We start from the raw sequence: 15628 nt of genomic DNA, 5'->3' as shown, positions 1-15628 counted from the left end.
AGGGCCGAATGATTCGCTATATTAAGATCTTGTAGAATTAGAGAAAATCTTATAAGAGATAAATAAAAATACATATATTCCAAAATATATTTATAAAGAAATTATAAAAATAAAAAAGGTCATTCGGGCGGTATTTCCTTGTATGCCATGTCTATATCGACTCCCTTCTTCTTATTGTAGAACTTGGAAGCAAGATATATGACAGCACCGATAACGAAGGCTAGAACCACGAAAGTCAACGTTACTGGGTTCGGACTCCCGTTAGCGTTTATGAACGAAAATGTAGGATTCGTTACAGCCTCATATGTAAGGAATGCAAAGTAGGCGACCTCCATGACAGAAGCGAGTAGAAGTGTGTATATTTTCTCTCTCATAGAAATTAGAAACGCTGCGATGCTCACTACCATGAAATATATCATTCCTATAACTATAGCACCATAGAGAGATGTTGCACCACTTATAGACACCACAGGGAAGACCAGTAACCCCAGAGTCAAAGCGAGGTCGAAAACATGAGTATAAACAGGAGAGCCTCCCCTGTTGAGCCTTGTAAATATCTCAGGAAACACCCTATCAAACGCCATCGCGAATATGTATCTGGCGAACACTATCACACCGTAAGCCAGGATTGAGAACTCCCACATTATTAGTCCTATACCTAACACAGCCTGAAGAGGAAGGTTATTAGTTAGACCCATAGCCACTGTCCAGAAGGTGTATGTAAACCCGTTGTTTATGAACTCGTAATTGGTGAAGTAATACCCACCGGCTTCGTACATCAGTAGGAAACCCAAAGTTACAAGGAGTCCAGTGACGAGAAGAGGGACATAAACTCCGTACTTCAGAAACTTCTCTTTCTTCACTTCAGCTGCAACAGCAGGAGTAGCTTGCATCCAGGGGTAAGTGAAGATAGCTATTATCGGAAGTATTCCTATCGTTGCGACCAAGCTGAACGGTGAAACCGTAGCCTTGTAATTTGAAGGAGGAGTTATCCCCTCCACGGAGATGAACTTAGATATTGCAGTGTGGAAATCACCGATGTTAGAAGCTAGAATCGCCATAGCTATTACAGTGGCTATCATTGCTATTATTCCGCTGATCGTCACTAGAGTGTAACCCCACTTTGCCTTTGCTATGTTGAAGCCTATGGCAATACCGAAGATGAGCGCACCAAGCAAGTACGAGATTAAAGGAGACGATAAAGTGTTCGACAGTGACACAAGGGAAGGTATACCGTCCATGAGTCCCACTGTACTCAGGAATGAACCTACAGTCTGTGAGAAGAAAAAGGCGATCAGAGCGAAATACGCTGTAGACTCTATCATCAGCGCAAATGCCATGGTCGTACCAAGTAACCCATTGAAGGTTCTGGAAATCCATATGTAGTCACCTCCTGTCCTTGCAATCTTCCTGCTCAAGTAGCTGTAAATATAAGCTTGTGGAAGGGTAAGGAAAAGACCGATGATGGCAGCGATCCATATCACACCGCCCTGAGGTATGTAAGGGCTTATGCTAGTGAATAGCGCGACACCGGCTGACATGTTACCCAAGTTCAACATTACAGCGTCCAAACCATTTACGTCCTTTATCAGACCAGAGGACTCACGAGTGAAAACTGACTTTTCTCCCATTAAAGTTCAGGAGTGTTTTTTCTTACGCCATTTAAGTTTTACTATCGATCAACTGTAAATGTTTTAAATATATGGATAATGTATCTCTGTTTAGCCTCCTTACTTTTTAAGAATAGAAAGGGATAGTTACTTCCATTTTAATCAAAAAGTAATACTGCTTTGATTCTAACAGTGCAAGAAAAATATGTTATTAAGGAACAAAAAGATAAAAATGATGATAACAAATTTTTGTTTGAATAGGCCTTCCTCAATAACGTTGTAAGGGAAGTGCTATTCAGGCAAATACCACCGATGGGATCTTCCACTCCCTCAAACCCCTATTAAGATAACACTTATTAAAAGAAATCAGCAAAAGTGATGCCCATAAGTTTCAAAAAATCTCTTTCTATAGTACTATTTAATCAGATCTCATATATGTTGAAACACGTAAAAAGTTTCAATCTACATGTCTAATTTAAATATTTAGTAAGGAGGAAAACCGCCCTGCGGAGGGAACCCTCCCATGTTACCTCCCATGTTACCTCCCTGAGCTGGAGGTGCGCTTGATACTATTTGTGCTATATAGTTGAGTAACTGGTCTTCTCCGGTGTACTGTTGATATACATGGTAGGCGTCGAAAGCAGTCCCTCCTAACCCCAGGATGCTCAGTAACTTGTTGTGTAACATGTCATCGCTAAAGAAAGAGAAACCTCCGCCCATTGCCAACGGTACTAAGTCCTGGATCCAATTAGCTACTCCCGTTTCAATGGTCGCAGAACCTTGTCCTTGGCAAATCCTTATAGTATAAGACTTATTTGAATCGGTGAAATAGCCTAACAGACTGGAATGTCTCGCTTGGATTACCGCCATGTTCTGGCTTATCATTGGGTTAACTTCAAATCCCCTTCCACTCAAGTAAGAGGCTACTTGTTGTCCCACGTACTGCATATTTATAGGATATTGGAGTGGTACGTTCATTGTCTTCCCTCCTAGTCCTATGGAGCCTCCACAAAGAGCTGACCCGAACGTAGGTTGTTGTCCGAAGAATGGAAATCCCATAAAGATATTGTGATTCTCTAATATATATTCTCAAAGGAATAATCGCATAATAGTAGATCTTAGCGAACTCTTTCCTTTTAGGATAAGTCTCGAGTATATATTGGTAATTGAGCAAGTTTAGGACTTGAAGCACGAAATTACCTCAATGGATTACGCTTTCATTACAGTCAAGTAATCCATATAAATAGGAAAACATTGTTGTTATTATTCTAATAATGATCCATAATTTATTATAAATAAGGGAAAGGAATTAATAAGCTAGCTCACAGACTATAGATGATTTAAGAATATTCCAGTCTAATATCCTTTTAGATCTCTTCAAATCTTATTAGGATTTACCTTTAATTTTCTTTCAACTAAATATAAAACTTAGAATTAATTGCTAACTACTAAAATCTAAAGAGATTGAAGTGTTCTACAAAGCGACACTAATACGAATCTTCTTGTTTTAAGAATGGAAAGGACAAACGCTTTAGACTTGATATATTGCAGTCACAATGATTTAAGAAAAATATATCACTTAGTAAATAAAAGATTTCTAAAAATGGTAATAATTTTCCTTTTAAATAGAGCTCTCATGAATCACATTGTATACTGGAACAGCGAAGACGTAATTAGTACCGCTAGCTTCAATTAGAGTGTTACCGACTATGATCATCTGCTGTCTCATTATAAACTGAGTGTGGAAGACGTTCACCAAGTCTCCGTTGGTAGAGTTGAGTACTGCTATGGTAGATCCTGCTGGAACAAATAGATATCCGTCGTAATATGTAGGAGCAGCTTGGAGCACTCCGTTGGAGAGTTTCGGTGAAGACCAGATGATCTTTCCGTCAGTGATGTTATATGCTATTACATTACCTTCTATCGTAGGTTCGTAAATGACCTCTCCTATGATCTCAGGATTATAACCGTTGTTAGTGTCGCCTGGGTGCACGAATCCGTCAGTGACATTGGCAGTCCATATCACGTTGCCTGTAGTTGCATTAGCTACTAACAGGACTTGCATTGAATAAATGTGATTCAATAAAGGAAGGCTTCCGTTCCCATAACCTAAGAACCCGTCCACTACATATCCGTCATACACGCTCATTACTGCGTCTCCCACTGCGGACGTAGTAGCGTAGGGCAACTTGATCATCCATGCCTCACTTCCGTTAGATGCGTAAACTCCTACTATTGCAGACGTGTTAGTAGGATAAGCTTGTGAGAAGCCAGCTATAACTATCCCGTGATAGAAGTCAAGAGATGCCATGTTTCCGCTTCCGTCATATTGGAAAGTCCACAACGTCTTTCCGTCAGTTATGTTAGTAGCGTGAATTACACCGTCTCCATCATCCCAGTAGACTATTCCGTCATTTATAACTCCGGTAGGCATTGCTTGAGATCTGGTTAAATCGAGCCACAGGGGTTTCCCATCAGTAGCGTTGAAAGCAAGTAACCCATTTATACCAGTGTATTGTCCCCTATGACCTCCTCCGAATCCGTTCAGAGCTCCCTGTTGATAGTCAAACATAGCTCCACCTAAACCTACTAACCCTACACCGTGATAGATCAGAGGCTCCCACATGCTCAGAGTTCCCGGAGTATAAAGCATGAAGACAATCTTTCCGTTCATCTCGTTTATTCCGTACACCCAACCAGCGTCACTTGCTACATATACCATCCCGTTTGCTTCAGTGGGACCTACGGCTATTCCCGTAGCCTGTCTGTACGCTGCACCGAAGGATTTCCCGTATTCCTTGTTCAGTTGGTTCCATAGGGTCATGTTTTGCTCGAAGTTTCCCATTAGTGGAGTTATCCAAGAAACGTTAAGATGACCAGCGATCACTGGGTCTCTATTAGATGTCATTCCGTACATGACGAAATTTGAGGGATCCGCTGATGGAGAATTTGAAGGGTAATAGAAATCGGTGAAGAGGATTCCGTCCATATATACGTTGAAGCTTACATTAGAGGTTGTAGAAGACATAGAAACTGTGGACGCTGATGACGTAGACGATGAGGTCGACGATGAAGTTGTTGAAGGAGATGTTGACGTTGAAACATGACCTAAAAAGAAACCTAAGCTCGCTCCCACAATCAAAACAATCACGAGAGCTACGACCACTTTTTTATCCATAGTTTTTCTGAAAGAGGAGAGTTTACTCTATTTAAAAAAAGTTTACCTTATTTACTTTATTACGTAAAGCTTAAATAAAAAAACATTCTTTTCTTTCTTCAGATAAACATGATATCTTTGAAAGGAAGGGAGAAGTTTTTAATACTCCTTACCTTGACAGCCTTAATTGCTGCAGCTGTAGTTCCCGAGTTTTTAGCAGCTTACAACTCAGACCCCTCGGGAACTTCAAGCACAACTTACCCAGCAACGTCTGTTCCGGTAGCTAACAACCAAGTGCCTCCTATGTACGCTACAGTGCCATCAGGCAAGTTCTTCTATGCTTCGTCGGAGGACTTCGCCCCGCCGGGACAAGTAGACGTCTACTTAGTCGGGTGGTTAGGTTGCCACGTAGCGCTCTCCGACGGTTGGCCTCTTTACGTAATCATGTCTGGGTTCGGACAGCTCAACTACACTTTCGGAACATCAAACCCGTACAGACCTTTCCCTAACACTACTGGACTCATATTCACTGGTTACCAGCCCTATGAGCCTGACGAACCAGTTCACTTCTATTACATATATCTGTACAACAAGTGGATGAACGAGACTGCAGATTGCCAACCTATACCTGAAGGAGACTTAATCCCAGTAGGAGCCAATGAGACTTCACACTTCCTTCCAACTCCCCTTTATCAGCTAGTCATGCATTACCAGCTTGACGCAGTATTCAACGGTACACATGAGCCCTTAGCAATCCTGAAGACCCACATCGTCACAGTCCTCATAATCACTGGGCCTAACGGAACTTACATGGCATACGGACCACTCTACAACATACTTCCTCTCAAGGAAGCTAATGGACAATACGTGATGGAACACTTATACGATCAAAAAATGTTCTCAAATATATGGGACGGAGTTAACGTTATAGAGCAGACCATAAGGGAAGCTGCAGGGACGTCTGTTAATATAACTTTCAGCTCCTAAAAAGTTTTTTTAAATTATTTTTTTAATTTTTTTATTAATTGACTACATAAGAATATTCTCCATTTCTATATATTTTACTGTGTATAACTATTATATGTTTATTAATTTTAATTATTGTTATATTTAGTTAAGCGATTTAGATCAGTAAATGGCGGGTGAGTTTACCAGACGACCTTCTCTACACGTTCGTTAATCCCACGTCCACATTTTTCCCTCTCTTCTAAACCTCTTCCTAACCTCAGCGTAAATTTCTTTCATTTCCTCTATGAAATTATCATCCCCGCAGAGTATTTTCCCGTCTTCGATGACCTCTAAGATGAAGGTTGAGCCGTTCTTGAGCTTTCTCATGAACACCTCAGTGTTCATCGCCGCTGGCTCGACTTCAGGCTCATTGGGGTCGAAGAGTATACCAAATCCCTCCCTGGAGTCTTTAGGTAGAGCGTCTGACACTACCAGGACGTCGATGTCGCTCTCGTTAGTATAGTCTCCCCTAGCACGAGAACCGAAAAGTATAACTATCTTAGGATTTACTTTTTTTGAATAATTATTGCAAAGTCTCTCTAACAACTCTTTCCACCCACTCTAAAATTTTCTTACCATATTCCAAGCACCGTTTAGCCAACTCGTCACTATAATAGTCCACCGGTGCCCCTCATCGTATATGTCAGGGTAACGGAATGGAATATATACTGTTTGTCCAGCTCCTGTACGCAGACCTCAATGTCCTTGGGCAGTGATACTCCAGAACGCTACAGAAGGAGAGTGGTTGATTGATGTATGGCTTCCATGTGACGAAAGTTCAGCAGAGCTTTGACCGCCTTTCCAGCTGTCTGCTGAGACTCATAACATACTTCCTCATACAGTTGATTCTCCATGTTAACTTCAGCCGACTTTAGATTCCTCTCAGCTTTCCTCAGCCAGTCATTATACCTTTGCATGGTATTGTCTACTGATAGCGTCTAAAAAATTTTAGGCAACAAAAGTATACATGTATATGTACATACACACCTTTCTTTAAAATGGGTCTCAGAGTTTGGAGGATTCCCCCTTTGAGGTGGACATGCCCCCATTGAAATGTTGACCTTGACAGTAACACTCCTCTCTTAAAATAGCATGCAAATCTGGTCAAGACGATTACGTTGGCTCCATAGCTGGTGGTAAAGCGTACTCCTTCATGATAGTTCACGAAGAATTGTAATAGTGAAGGTGTGTCTTGAGATGACCTTTGAGGGATTAGATCTAACAGAAAGTCTCCTGCTCGGAAACACCCATAAACAACTCCCCTGGTTTGGTATTATTATTTTAACTGGTTCTCAAAATTTATGTAAGAAACTTTTTACATGGAAATGTATTTAAACCATTCATGGACGACGCCAGAAAAAAGGTAGCCTCTATCTTAACTGCAAGGCTAGACAGATTGCCCGTAATGGTGTTACCCATTTCGATAGTTCTAGCCCTAGCCTTCGGTTACTTCATAGCTCTATACGACGTCATAGACGTGGGAATAGCGTTTTCGTCTACTTCCCTGAAGTACACCGGTCTGACCTCGTCTGAAGCCTCAACCGTCGTCTCCATGGGTCTGTTCGGTTACATACCTGGAGCGCTGTTGCTGGGCTATCTAGGAGACAAGGTGGGAAGGAAACCGATGCTCATGGTGACAGCCCTCTTGACAGCCGTAGGTAGTCTGGGGAACGCTTTAGCAGTTAACTACCCCATGTTCGTACTGTTCAGGTTCATAACAGGAATGGGTATAGGAGGGGACTTGATCCTAGTTCCAACTTACATAGTTGAAATGGTCCCGGCAAAGAACAGAGCTAAGTACTTCAACTTGGTATACATTGCTGGTTGGGCAGGGCTCGGACTAGGGCCTTTCATGGCATCCTACATAGACGTCGCTGATCCCTCAATAGGTTGGAGGGTAATCTTCGGAGTTGGAGCGACCCTAGCTCTGATCACCCTGGCTATTAGGGGACATGCTTCGGAGACCGTGAGGATGCTGGCACTGCAGGGAAAGACACAGGAGGCGGAGAAGGTAGTCAGTGACATGGAGAAGAAAGCAATGGAAAAGACAGGGATGAAGGAGCTTCCCGCTCCTATCCCTATAGAGTACCAGGAGAAGAAGGTAGATCCATTCTACATCTTCAAGAACCCCAAGTATAGGACCAGGGTAATACTGATAATGCTCGCTGTATTCTTCTTTTACTTCGGGGAGTATCCTTACCTCACAGAGTTCCTGTTGTGGACTAGCACAGTTCCTTCCCTCTCCTCGGTGTCCAACTCAGTGACCTTACTTTACGGCGATGCTGGGGTAGCGACTTTCCTAGGTGCTATAGTGCTGAGAGCCGTCGTGGAGAAGGTGAGAAGGCCTATACTCGTGACCCTATCTTACGCGATAGGGATGCTCCTCGGTGTTGCCGTCTCTGTCCTGGGAGCGACCTCAGGGGACCTGACCGTCATGACGCTCGGTTTCGTATTGACCAACCTGATAGGTGTGGGGTGGAGCAACCAGCTGAACTACCTGAACGGCACTGAGAACGTCCCGACTTACGCACGCGGTACGGCTTTCGCTTTCATAGATGGTTTCGCACATCTGGGTGCCGCAATCTCAACTGCAATCATATTGGGATTAATATCGTCCGTTGGTGCGTTACCTATATGGGTAGGATTCCAGGTCCCTATGGTAATACTGGGGGTGATACTGATAATCATACTTCCTAACACGATAGGTAAGAGCTTAGAAGAAATAAACGAGGCTAAATCCGGGATTTAAATAGTAAAAAATTAAAAGATCTGATTTTTTATGAAAAATTTTTTCTTCTCTAATCTAATATTTTAAACTATAATACAGAGCTAAAATAATAATAGTTATTCTGTATCTATTACATTATATAGAAATTTTTAAAAAACGGTATGGCCATGACCGGAAGAGATGTTCCCTTCCTCTAGGTTCTACGCCCTAGGTCTAACTTGGGCCTGAAAAAACTCTACTACAAGTTTATCTCTATAGTCACAGCGTCACTAGACAAGAGGCTACAGAAGAATTCCTTGTCAGAAGGTGAGCAGTTTTGGGTCACAGGTTGATGACCCTTCCTCAGCTTTTCCTGAACTTCGTTGTACTTAGACTGAGACACTATGGTAGTGACCACGTGGGCCTTCCTCTTCATGGCTATCAGCCCCATGACCATACTTATAGCCTTTCTTCCTCCCGTGATATCAACGTAGTCCCCTTGGTTAATCGCTGGTGATACAATTTTCATTAGCTCGTTCAAGTCGTCTGAAGTAGTTATATCGCTGAAAGGTAAGTCGATAGCTCCCATCATCACGTCGTTGTACCTCAACTTCACGCAGCACGAAAACATGGAGAGTAGGTAGTCATACGCTTTACTGACTGCACTGTCCTTGGTTTTCACTATCACTATATCGTTGACCTCAATCCCTCTCCCCCTTAGGTATTCGAACGTCTCGAGGATCCCTCCGGGGGAAGTCCCAAGAGAAGCCACTAACTTCATGAGTGTGCTATTAACATGAAGATTTATAAGTATTTTGTTTTTCCTTAAATTCTGTAACTACTATCAATTTTCAGTCGCGGAGAGCTGTGCTGAGGTTCTACCCTCTTTGAAGGACCCAGTAAGCGAGGTAGACGAAAACTCCGTAAAAGATGTGCGATATAACGTAAACGAGAGTTATCTTCAGGGGAAAGACCGTGAGGTGGACGGGTAGGCTAAACAGTGATAAAACCGACGACCCCAGCATGATCCCGATGAGCAGAGACGCCCAGAAACCTCTCCCTTCTATTCCGGCTACGTTCAAGAGAGAAAGTGCAACAACTCCTATGATCACTGATGCAATCAAGTGAAGGATAACCCCAACCACCACGGAGTGGACCCCTGTGATCCTGAAAGAGATCTCCGAGAAGACCTCCAAGTCCTTGAGATAAAAGGGTACTTCCAGGAGTCCACCTATAAGTCCTGATAAGGCGTATTTTCCTATTTCCATGGGGTTGAGAGGGTTTCTCATGATAATTACGCTTTTCTCATGAAAGGTAAATCCTTACAATTTTTAGCGACAATTTCTCTCCTGTTAATGTGATACGAAGAAGCGGTCAGCTGACCGTAGAACGTCGTTGGAAAACGAGTACTAAAAGAAAACAGCAAAACATGAGCCTTGTATCAAGAGAAACATCTTTACAGACACCTTTAAGAGTTCCACTTGTGGATCGTCTTGTTTCTTAAGTACTTAGAGAACTCCTCAGACGCCTCTCCATGTTTATTTAGCTCCGCAAAACAAGAGGAACAAACTTTCTTACCTTTAAAGGTGTTGGAGGCTAAGTCTCCACAAAAAACACATTTATCGACGGAAGGACTCATAAACTTAGCTCTCGTGATTAGATCGTCTGCAATGTTGTTGTATCTTGAAATTGAAGTCTTCCTTTCTACCACTTCCTTTCCTATGTCTATAGCCCTAACGTTAGGTTCCTCTGTGGTTGGCAGATATACGTGGATAACGATGCTCTTTGATTTATCCAGCTTAACATACTTAAAGTGGGCTACATTCCCTTGGTCGCTTGGTATGACCTCTTTCTTTTCTAGCTCTACTTCCTCTGTTTCCCCGTTATCGTATTTTATGATCGCTTTCATGGTTCTCCTGACCCATATGTCCTATTTAAATAAGACGGATTTTCTCGACCTAGCACGTCTTGGAATGTCTTCCAGTTTGTTCTCTTTCCTCTAGCATAATATATCACATACCTATGTTGAATTGTGATATATAGCTCTGTGAGGATGGTATGTACAAGGGGTTGTCCTCGTTTACGTTAAAGTAAAACATGAGATAACTCACTGTGGGCATGGAAGACCCTAACTGTTGCATGTAAAACACTCCCAGGGGCTTTCCCGTGCCATTATCGTGAAGGCCCTGATTGTTCTTGAAGTAGTTAAAGGAGATATATGCGTATTTTACGGAGATGCCCAAGTTGATATACCCTTGTCCGTGAAGGTTTTCGTTCTCAGCTGCCTTAATTCCTAAAGTTGCTCCAGACCGGTTAGCCGCGTTTATGAAGGTGTTAAAGGCTATTTGTAGCATGTTTATGGTTCCAGTAAAGTAAATTGCATTGCTTGTCGATCTATATTGAGGGCTCCCTGTGAAGAAGATCAGAGAGGAATTATAAGGCTGAGAGGAGAAAATGTTACCCATAATCACTATTGAGTCCACGTAACCGCTGTCACAAACTCCTATTTCTGCATAAGAGCCATAATCGAAGTTGTTCATGGCTATGACTATCGTATGCCCGTTATATACGTTAGTTATTGAAAGTGGGAACTGAACGAAAGAACAGCCAACTATTACATAATTCCATCCTAAAGTCAGTTGAACAGTGCCTTGATATCCGCTGAAAGTCACATTCTGAAATTGGGATGCAACTATCTTCAGGTTTGTTGCTCCTTGCGTAATTAGTGTTGCTCCATCAAATACACAAGCTACCACTGATCCATCGTTTCCATCGTTACCTGGATTGAGATAAGAACCTTTTCCTACGAAAACACAGCCTACTACAGACCATCCTCTAGCTGACATTGCAAGCACAGCATTATGTTCGAATCTAGAACCAAAAACCGTTAATTCTCTAGACTGAGAGTCAAAGAGAAGTTCGGCTCCATTAGCATAACAGTTATACACAACTACTTCAGTGGTTTCATTTATCCATATGCCTGAGAAGAATTCTACTCCGTCGAAATACATCATGAGGGAATGCATGCCCGAAAAGCCTGTGATTATAAACCAACGCTGAGATGTTTGATTCAATAACCTCAAGTTTTTGAAAGCTACCATCCACCCATTTGTGGAATACGCCGCGAACTGTTTACCTACGACTGGAGCTGTATCCCCTATTTCCTGCATTTGTGAAGTCGCTATCGACGCCACGGCAAAAACCGGACCGGGGTTCTGTGCGTTATTAGGGTTAACGTAGTACAGCTCTCCTAAGCCATCCCCTTCAAAAAGGTAGTGCTTGCTCTGTTCTAAGCTAAAGAGAGTGTTTCCGTTTGCATAAAGATACAATCTACCTCTAATCATAATGTGAGCCACACCATAGATGTTCCCGAGCTGGAGAGCTTCGTTTAAAACATCAGTAGCGTCTGATCCTGGTGGAACATAGAAGTCTACGTCTGGATCCATGTGGTCAGAGACTACTATCATTTAGAACACACCTCCTTCTAGGACGCCTCCCATCCTCTGAAATCCCTTCCCTGTGATCAGATCTCCGAGATAAAAGATGTAGCGATAGAGGGCCCAGAAAGATATGGATGGGTCTACTGGCGAAGCAGTAGGTGATGCAATTGCCTCGATCTGAGATTGAGAGAGAACCTTAGGGTAGAACTGAACGTTCTCTATAGACGAAAACGGAGAGGAAGGAGAGAGACCTGATTGCTGATTTACCTTAGGGAAGTTGTTCAACCACAGATAAGAGGGAGTTACGTATGAGATGGAAGAGGTGGATGTTGACACGGGTTTGCCGTTGACGTACAGAGTGACGTCTCCGTTGTCGTAAGTGACTGCAACATGGAAAGGAGCTTCGTCATAATAATATTTTAACGTCTGATCTGTGTTAAAGAGAATCGCTCCATATCCGTACTGTATGGCCCAGGATATTCCACTCATGGATCCATAGGTGAGGATATATCCTCCGTTGTTGTTCTGATTTCCGTTCACCCAAGCTCCTACTGTGAATGATGAAGGAGTGCCTAAGGTAAGGTCACCGTTAGCGAAGAAAACCGATGAGGCTGTGGTAGGGAAGAAAAAGTAAGGAGAAAGCGAAAAGGAAGGCGAGCGAGAGAGCAAGGTGTTGACGAAACCGTAGTTCTGATACCATAGAAGCTTTATTCCGTTACCCCTAGTTGAGGACATAATGAACTGCAAGTTAGCAGGGGACAAGTAAATCACTGCGTTTCCGTCAAGTTCAACGTTGGGGATCGGGGAAGGTGAACTGGTAGGATAGAACTCGCCTATGAGGTCAACCTTTCCAGCGCCGAAGTTCTGGTTGACGTACTGCATTGCCTCATAAATACCGCAAGTTCCACTTCCATCAGAGCAGGTGCCTGAGAAGATGACTTCTCCGTTTGAACCTATAGCCTTGCACTGTTGAGAAGAACTAAAGACTACTGCCAATGACGAACCAAAAAAGGAAGATGGTATTTCACTGGAGGGGCTTGAAGAGAGAGCTAATTTAGACGAACCTAAAGCTACAGCTCCTACGCCTAACAGTCCTATGAACTCTCTTCTTGAAATTTTGCTCATAGATATTCAGTTCCTAACTAATCTATATTAAGTTTTCTATAAAATTGATATTATTTTTAAATAAATTTCGTTCGTAACTGAGCTCTTATCTTTATATAGTAATAAAAAGCTATTTATAAAAATATTATAGTAAAAACTTTTTCTTTCTCTACTTGATGAATTCTCAGATAATCTATAAAGTTATTAATCAGAAAATTTCCTTATATTTAGGACTAGTCAAAAGGAGTTAGATTAAAAAGAGATCAACTATATGAGGTCAAGAAACTACTTTATTAATTATGTAATCGAAGCTAAAGAAACGTTATATAAATTGGAAGGAACCAAAAATAATTTAGAAAAGAATCTAATAAATTAGAAATATTTTAAGCCTAGAACACACCTCCTTCTAGGACGCCTCCCATCCTCTGAAATCCCTTCCCTGTGATCAGATCTCCGAGATAAAAGATGTAGCGATAGAGGGCCCAGAAAGATATGGATGGGTCTACTGGCGAAGCAGTAGGTGATGCAATTGCCTCGATCTGAGATTGAGAGAGAACCTTAGGGTAGAACTGAACGTTCTCTATAGACGAAAACGGAGAGGAAGGAGAGAGACCTGATTGCTGATTTACCTTAGGGAAGTTGTTCAACCACAGATAAGAGGGAGTTACGTATGAGATGGAAGAGGTGGATGTTGACACGGGTTTGCCGTTGACGTACAGAGTGACGTCTCCGTTGTCGTAAGTGACTGCAACATGGAAAGGAGCTTCGTCATAATAATATTTTAACGTCTGATCTGTGTTAAAGAGAATCGCTCCATATCCGTACTGTATGGCCCAGGATATTCCACTCATGGATCCATAGGTGAGGATATATCCTCCGTTGTTGTTCTGATTTCCGTTCACCCAAGCTCCTACTGTGAATGATGAAGGAGTGCCTAAGGTAAGGTCACCGTTAGCGAAGAAAACCGATGAGGCTGTGGTAGGGAAGAAAAAGTAAGGAGAAAGCGAAAAGGAAGGCGAGCGAGAGAGCAAGGTGTTGACGAAACCGTAGTTCTGATACCATAGAAGCTTTATTCCGTTACCCCTAGTTGAGGACATAATGAACTGCAAGTTAGCAGGGGACAAGTAAATCACTGCGTTTCCGTCAAGTTCAACGTTGGGGATCGGGGAAGGTGAACTGGTAGGATAGAACTCGCCTATGAGGTCAACCTTTCCAGCGCCGAAGTTCTGGTTGACGTACTGCATTGCCTCATAAATACCGCAAGTTCCACTTCCATCAGAGCAGGTGCCTGAGAAGATGACTTCTCCGTTTGAACCTATAGCCTTGCACTGTTGAGAAGAACCAACTAAAATTACTAAAGGAGTGAATGTAGTTCCCGCTAATGAGGTCTTTGAAGATGTAGGTGAACCTGAGTTGTAGTTATTACCTTTCCTACTGCCTTCCAGGACTACTGCAGTGATCCCGATAGATCCTACTGCTAGTAGTCCTACAAATTGCCTTCTAGATATCTTAGACATTTTGATAATCCCTCAAAACATTAGATGAGTTCTGTTGCTCTCCGCGAATTTCCATTAATTTTTGTCTTATCCATTTTTCATCTTTCTTAAGTTTTAATGCCTCTAAAGATATATCTATTCCTTTCTTTATGCCTACGAGCTGCGCTTTTAATTTCTCATCTTTTTTAAACTTCCAAGGAATAGATTTCAAAAAGATATCTAGCTTAAGTTTCTTGAAGTCAAGATCATATCCCAACTTAGAAAGATAATACACTGACAAGGAAAATTCTGCGAAACGTTCAATTATTCCTGACAAATTTTTGGGACGGCTCATTGAATCACGATCGAAATGTTCTACCTCAATTTTTTCGTTTACCAATGTACAAGGATATCCTTTTTCATATGCATGAAGACATAAATACAGTTCATTGTTTATACCCCGCAGGGTCATATTAGGAAGCTTGAAATCCGAATACACTTCTTTCTTAATGCTCATATTGACCCCAATTGGATTAAATGTTCTAACCTTTGACCCTGCATTTCTAAATAGATTATTCCTAACTAGGATCCCGGTCTTTGCGAAATAATTATTGGATAACCTCATATCTTCCTCTAATGGATCTTCAAATATATTTGAATAAAGCCTTGCTATCAAGGATGATCTATGCGAGATCCCTAAAAAAGGACCTATGACGCCCGCGTCGTAGAAGTTCTCATGGGCCCTTATATGGGACTCGACCCAATTAGTTGAAGGGACTGCATCATCGTCTGTTGATATAAGGATATCACTTTTGGATGTAGAATAAATCATGTTCAAGGCTTCGTCAAAGTAACCTTCTCTCTGAAACATTATTTTCAGATCTAATGACTTAGTAAATTTTTCTATAACGTCCAGAGTTCTATCGTTTTCGCTCGGTTTATACGCAATTAAAACCTTGAAATCCGCGTAAGTTTGTTTGGTCAAAGACTGCAAAGTGTATAGAATAGTCCTTCCGTCATTTTTGAATGTAGGAATCCCTATTGTAACGTCCAAGTTATTACACAGCTATAATAGGAACTTCCAAGTATTTAATTATTTCCATTTAAAGGTACTTCAATATAGAAGA

The 15628-nt window shown here is 41.9% G+C and carries 14 protein-coding genes; 2 read left to right on the top strand and 12 right to left on the bottom strand.

The annotated features are described in order from the left end of the window. Positions 1-119: 119 nt before the first annotated feature. From IC007_RS10340 to IC007_RS10330, 3 genes are all read right to left on the bottom strand, one after another. Entirely contained in the window at positions 120-1631 is a 1512-nt protein-coding gene (locus tag IC007_RS10340; protein WP_054846286.1) for an APC family permease, read from the bottom strand. Between the two features lie 462 nt (positions 1632-2093). Next, positions 2094-2669, bottom strand: coding sequence for a hypothetical protein (locus IC007_RS10335; protein WP_054846287.1), 576 nt, complete (start codon positions 2667-2669; stop codon positions 2094-2096). Positions 2670-3231: 562 nt separating this feature from the next. Then, entirely contained in the window at positions 3232-4788 is a 1557-nt protein-coding gene (locus IC007_RS10330) for an outer membrane protein assembly factor BamB family protein (protein WP_084739821.1), read from the bottom strand. Positions 4789-4896: 108 nt separating this feature from the next. On the opposite strand from IC007_RS10330, the gene IC007_RS10325 reads away from it, so the two are divergent. Then, positions 4897-5754: a DUF929 domain-containing protein gene (locus IC007_RS10325; protein WP_149528728.1), complete on the top strand. Its 858-nt coding sequence runs from the start codon at positions 4897-4899 to the stop codon at positions 5752-5754. A 189-nt stretch (positions 5755-5943) separates the two neighbouring features. On the opposite strand, the gene IC007_RS10320 is transcribed toward IC007_RS10325, so the two are convergent. Both IC007_RS10320 and IC007_RS13875 read right to left on the bottom strand, forming a co-directional pair. Next, positions 5944-6321 carry a nucleotidyltransferase domain-containing protein gene (locus IC007_RS10320; RefSeq protein ID WP_149528727.1) on the bottom strand — a complete coding sequence of 126 codons (378 nt, stop codon included), beginning with the start codon at positions 6319-6321 and terminating at the stop codon, positions 5944-5946. Between the two features lie 182 nt (positions 6322-6503). Then, positions 6504-6692 carry a HEPN domain-containing protein gene (locus tag IC007_RS13875; RefSeq protein ID WP_232048900.1) on the bottom strand — a complete coding sequence of 63 codons (189 nt, stop codon included), beginning with the start codon at positions 6690-6692 and terminating at the stop codon, positions 6504-6506. Positions 6693-7117: 425 nt separating this feature from the next. On the opposite strand from IC007_RS13875, the gene IC007_RS10310 reads away from it, so the two are divergent. Next, complete coding sequence (locus IC007_RS10310) at positions 7118-8524, top strand: MFS transporter (RefSeq protein ID WP_054846291.1); 1407 nt, start codon at positions 7118-7120, stop codon at positions 8522-8524. A 217-nt stretch (positions 8525-8741) separates the two neighbouring features. Here IC007_RS10310 and crn1 read toward each other — a convergent pair whose 3' ends face one another. From crn1 to IC007_RS10275, 7 genes are all read right to left on the bottom strand, one after another. Then, complete coding sequence (gene crn1 / locus IC007_RS10305) at positions 8742-9263, bottom strand: CRISPR-associated ring nuclease Crn1 (RefSeq protein WP_149528726.1); 522 nt, start codon at positions 9261-9263, stop codon at positions 8742-8744. Positions 9264-9360: 97 nt separating this feature from the next. Further along, positions 9361-9771, bottom strand: coding sequence for a hypothetical protein (locus IC007_RS10300; RefSeq protein ID WP_232048899.1), 411 nt, complete (start codon positions 9769-9771; stop codon positions 9361-9363). Between the two features lie 179 nt (positions 9772-9950). Further along, on the bottom strand, positions 9951-10391 hold the full coding sequence (locus IC007_RS10295; RefSeq protein ID WP_149528725.1) for a hypothetical protein: 441 nt from the start codon (positions 10389-10391) through the stop codon (positions 9951-9953). Between the two features lie 103 nt (positions 10392-10494). After that, on the bottom strand, positions 10495-11949 hold the full coding sequence (locus IC007_RS10290; RefSeq protein WP_232048898.1) for a hypothetical protein: 1455 nt from the start codon (positions 11947-11949) through the stop codon (positions 10495-10497). Next, the gene (locus IC007_RS10285; RefSeq protein ID WP_149528724.1) at positions 11950-13047 is read right to left on the bottom strand and encodes a LamG-like jellyroll fold domain-containing protein; all 1098 of its coding nucleotides are present in this window, start codon (positions 13045-13047) and stop codon (positions 11950-11952) included. It lies immediately after the preceding gene. Positions 13048-13415: 368 nt separating this feature from the next. After that, positions 13416-14543, bottom strand: coding sequence for a LamG-like jellyroll fold domain-containing protein (locus tag IC007_RS10280; RefSeq protein WP_149528723.1), 1128 nt, complete (start codon positions 14541-14543; stop codon positions 13416-13418). Next, on the bottom strand, positions 14536-15555 hold the full coding sequence (locus IC007_RS10275) for a glycosyltransferase family A protein (protein ID WP_162302131.1): 1020 nt from the start codon (positions 15553-15555) through the stop codon (positions 14536-14538). Before IC007_RS10275 ends, IC007_RS10280 begins: the two co-directional genes overlap by 8 nt. Positions 15556-15628: the final 73 nt, after the last annotated feature.

The organism is Sulfuracidifex tepidarius, assembly GCF_008326425.1.
GTDB lineage: Archaea > Thermoproteota > Thermoprotei_A > Sulfolobales > Sulfolobaceae > Sulfuracidifex > Sulfuracidifex tepidarius.
This window is presented reverse-complemented; position numbering and strand designations above follow the sequence as displayed.

What these genes read in the sequence shown, in the direction of transcription:
- IC007_RS10340 (WP_054846286.1), bottom strand. Translation starts at nt 1,631, where the DNA reads ATGGGAGAAAAGTCAGTTTTCACTCGTGAGTCCTCTGGTCTGATAAAG.
- IC007_RS10325 (WP_149528728.1), top strand. Translation starts at nt 4,897, where the DNA reads ATGATATCTTTGAAAGGAAGGGAGAAGTTTTTAATACTCCTTACCTTG.
- IC007_RS10295 (WP_149528725.1), bottom strand. Translation starts at nt 10,391, where the DNA reads ATGAAAGCGATCATAAAATACGATAACGGGGAAACAGAGGAAGTAGAG.
- IC007_RS10330 (WP_084739821.1), bottom strand. Translation starts at nt 4,788, where the DNA reads ATGGATAAAAAAGTGGTCGTAGCTCTCGTGATTGTTTTGATTGTGGGA.
- IC007_RS10290 (WP_232048898.1), bottom strand. Translation starts at nt 11,949, where the DNA reads ATGATAGTAGTCTCTGACCACATGGATCCAGACGTAGACTTCTATGTT.
- IC007_RS10335 (WP_054846287.1), bottom strand. Translation starts at nt 2,669, where the DNA reads ATGGGATTTCCATTCTTCGGACAACAACCTACGTTCGGGTCAGCTCTT.
- crn1 (WP_149528726.1), bottom strand. Translation starts at nt 9,263, where the DNA reads ATGAAGTTAGTGGCTTCTCTTGGGACTTCCCCCGGAGGGATCCTCGAG.
- IC007_RS10280 (WP_149528723.1), bottom strand. Translation starts at nt 14,543, where the DNA reads ATGTCTAAGATATCTAGAAGGCAATTTGTAGGACTACTAGCAGTAGGA.
- IC007_RS10310 (WP_054846291.1), top strand. Translation starts at nt 7,118, where the DNA reads ATGGACGACGCCAGAAAAAAGGTAGCCTCTATCTTAACTGCAAGGCTA.
- IC007_RS10300 (WP_232048899.1), bottom strand. Translation starts at nt 9,771, where the DNA reads ATGAGAAACCCTCTCAACCCCATGGAAATAGGAAAATACGCCTTATCA.
- IC007_RS10285 (WP_149528724.1), bottom strand. Translation starts at nt 13,047, where the DNA reads ATGAGCAAAATTTCAAGAAGAGAGTTCATAGGACTGTTAGGCGTAGGA.
- IC007_RS13875 (WP_232048900.1), bottom strand. Translation starts at nt 6,692, where the DNA reads ATGCAAAGGTATAATGACTGGCTGAGGAAAGCTGAGAGGAATCTAAAG.